1 protein-coding gene and 2 pseudogenes are annotated in these 2699 nt (G+C 31.4%); all 3 read right to left on the reverse strand.

The annotated features are described in order from the left end of the window. Positions 1-583 precede the first annotated feature (583 nt). A pseudogene (locus U880_RS09585) lies at positions 584-1617 on the reverse strand (variable large family protein). 18 nt (positions 1618-1635) lie between these two features. Continuing rightward, positions 1636-1742, reverse strand: a pseudogene (locus U880_RS11255) (variable large family protein); the annotation flags it as partial. Positions 1743-2179: 437 nt separating this feature from the next. Next, the coding region (locus U880_RS0100115; RefSeq protein ID WP_024654295.1) for a variable large family protein at positions 2180-2699 on the reverse strand (520 nt) is incomplete at its 5' end.

The following is a 2699-nucleotide window of genomic DNA, read 5'->3' on the forward strand; positions in this document are numbered from 1 at the left end:
ATAATATAATTGAAATAAATTCTAAAAAAATTATTAATTTTTGTACAAATTACCTCTTAATATCAAATAGTACGAATATTCTATTATATTCCATTATCTAAATTCACCAAAAAAAATTTTACTATCACTAATTATACACATGATACTATTACTTACACATCATCATCCAATTTACAAATTAGAAATCATACTTTGGTCAATTTCACACTCATTATGGTTATACAATTGTGTAAAAAGATAAAAAATTATAAAAGCAAATTTTAATCTACACAAAACACTTTAGTCATTTGAAGAGATTTAATGGTGCTCATTTACAGTGTTAATTTTAGTATAGGAAAAAACATACTGAAACTTGCAAAAGTCTAATACCTTATTTAATAATATAACCATAAACAAACTAATACATTTATAATGTATACAATTTTTACAATAAATAAAACGAATATTTTTGATTAGAACATATGCATCAATCAAGTAACATATAATTAACAAAAATAACACCTCCCTCACGATTTACAGAGAGAAGTGTGCACATTACAATATACATCAATATACATAATTTATTAATCACCATTTATACTGCTTATTTAGTAGCTGAAGTTTGAGTAGTAGAAGCTTCAGTTGCATTAGTTCCAACTGTTTCAGAATACTGTATTCCCTTAACGGTTTCTCTTATCTGATTAATACTTACTGTTTTCCTAATTATTAAATCAAGTATTCCTAGTACCTTATTTACTGCACTTATTGCTGTTGCTTTAACTGAATTAGTAGCATCGCCAGCTTGAACACTAAATTTACCAGTCTTCATCATAGCCCTAAGAGCAACAGCTGATGCTAAGTCTGCACGAGTCTTTGCTCCAGCATTAGCATCAGTTCCATGAACTTTAGTAGCTAGTGCTCCAGCATCGTTGTTATTGGCAACTACAAGATTAGAAGCAGTAGTCTTAGCATCTTTTATCTTATCAATCATTGCCCATGGATCTGCTTTTGATACTTCATCTGCTAACTTTGCAGCAGATTCATCATTAGCAGTACCACCAGTTTTTCAAGAGCAATGCCAGCAGTATTAGCACCCCCAGCTACAGGACCCCCAGAATCTCCCTCACCAATCTTTACTCCAGATTCCTTTGCTACTTCAATAATTTCTTTAACTCCTGCAATTACTACATTAACATCATCAGCAGCAGCACCAATAGCATTATCAGTAGCAGATTCACCAATAACAGCACTATCATTAGTTACACCAGCTAATTTAGTTAATGCACCAATTAATTTTGCAATCACTTTACTAGCACTGTTAATAACAACCTCAACTCCCTTAGTAGCAGTATGTGGATTAGAAACTATTTCTTTTGATAAATAATCTAATTTATCTTTGGTTACTTGTAATCCTTTTCCTATCTTATCAAAATGTTCTCCCACTTTACTTCTCTTATCGCCCGATTTAACAACACCAAATCCAAATACATCCCCAACAGCATTACCAAAACTAGCAAAAATCTCCTGAAACCCTTCTCCGATCTTTACTAATGACTCTAAAAAACTATTCTTGGCTTCCAAGTTTACCTTCCCCTCTCCACCTTTTACTCCTCCACTATTACATCCCATCACTATCATCAATTTCCCTACATCCTATTTCTTTGAATTAACATTAAACCCTAATACACCCCCTACCATTTCCCCAAAAAACGTAAAAACATTCAAAAATTCATCCCCCCCAATCTCACCAATGACTTCAAAAAAACTACTCTATCTACTCTCTTTCTTTTATTTCTATCATTTTCTCTTCACATCCTTGTTTTTTTTATTAGCTATACATCAAGTTTTTGGTATCAAACTCTAAAACACTGCCAATCATATCATACATTTCTTTTAAGAAAAACAAAAAACAAAACCATATAAAAATGAATGGATAAATTACGATTCATATATAAAAACATAAAAAATATAAGAGATTAAATATAAATGAAGAAAAAAATTTAAAGTAAGATATTCAAAACGTTATTTTTACTAATCAGCTTTGGATAAATAACCTACTTTAAGAGAAATCATAATACTTTTTCTTCTATTAAACCCACTGTACCAATCGTATAACAATATAAAAATAAAAGGCAACCCAGATTTATCTCTAGATTTCCTTCTACTCTCTCTTTTAAGTAACCTAATCTAACTATTTATCTTATTGATGATTTGCTACTTTTGTAGCTCGTGCTTTATCTACTTCTTGTTTTACTTTTTCAAGCACATTCTTTACTGTTTTTTTAATTATATCTTCTATTGCTACTAATAGTTTATTTACTGCACTTATTCCTGCTCCTTGTACTGCTTTTTCATCATTATTATTATTAGCAGCTAATTTGCCATCTTTAACCAATGAACGTAGGGCGATTCCTCCAGCTACTGCTGCTGCTTTAGCTGCCCCTTGTGCTAAATGACCAGTATTATTTGTTCCTTTTGCAAATTCCAATGGAGTTGTACCTGCCACGGCATTTCCTGACAGTGATTTAACATCATTTTCTTTTGATTTAACTATAGATTCTAAAATTTCTTCACTACTCACTGCCGATACTATTGCTACTGCTTCTGGACCAGAAGCCCCACCTGCATTAGCACCTGCTGTTAAAACCTTAGCTCCATTTTCTGGATTGGCTATTCCTATTGATTGTTGATTCAATACTAAATTACTCTCTTTTAATTTT

The sequence above is a fragment of the Borrelia hispanica CRI genome, from assembly GCF_000500065.1.
Lineage (GTDB): Bacteria > Spirochaetota > Spirochaetia > Borreliales > Borreliaceae > Borrelia > Borrelia hispanica.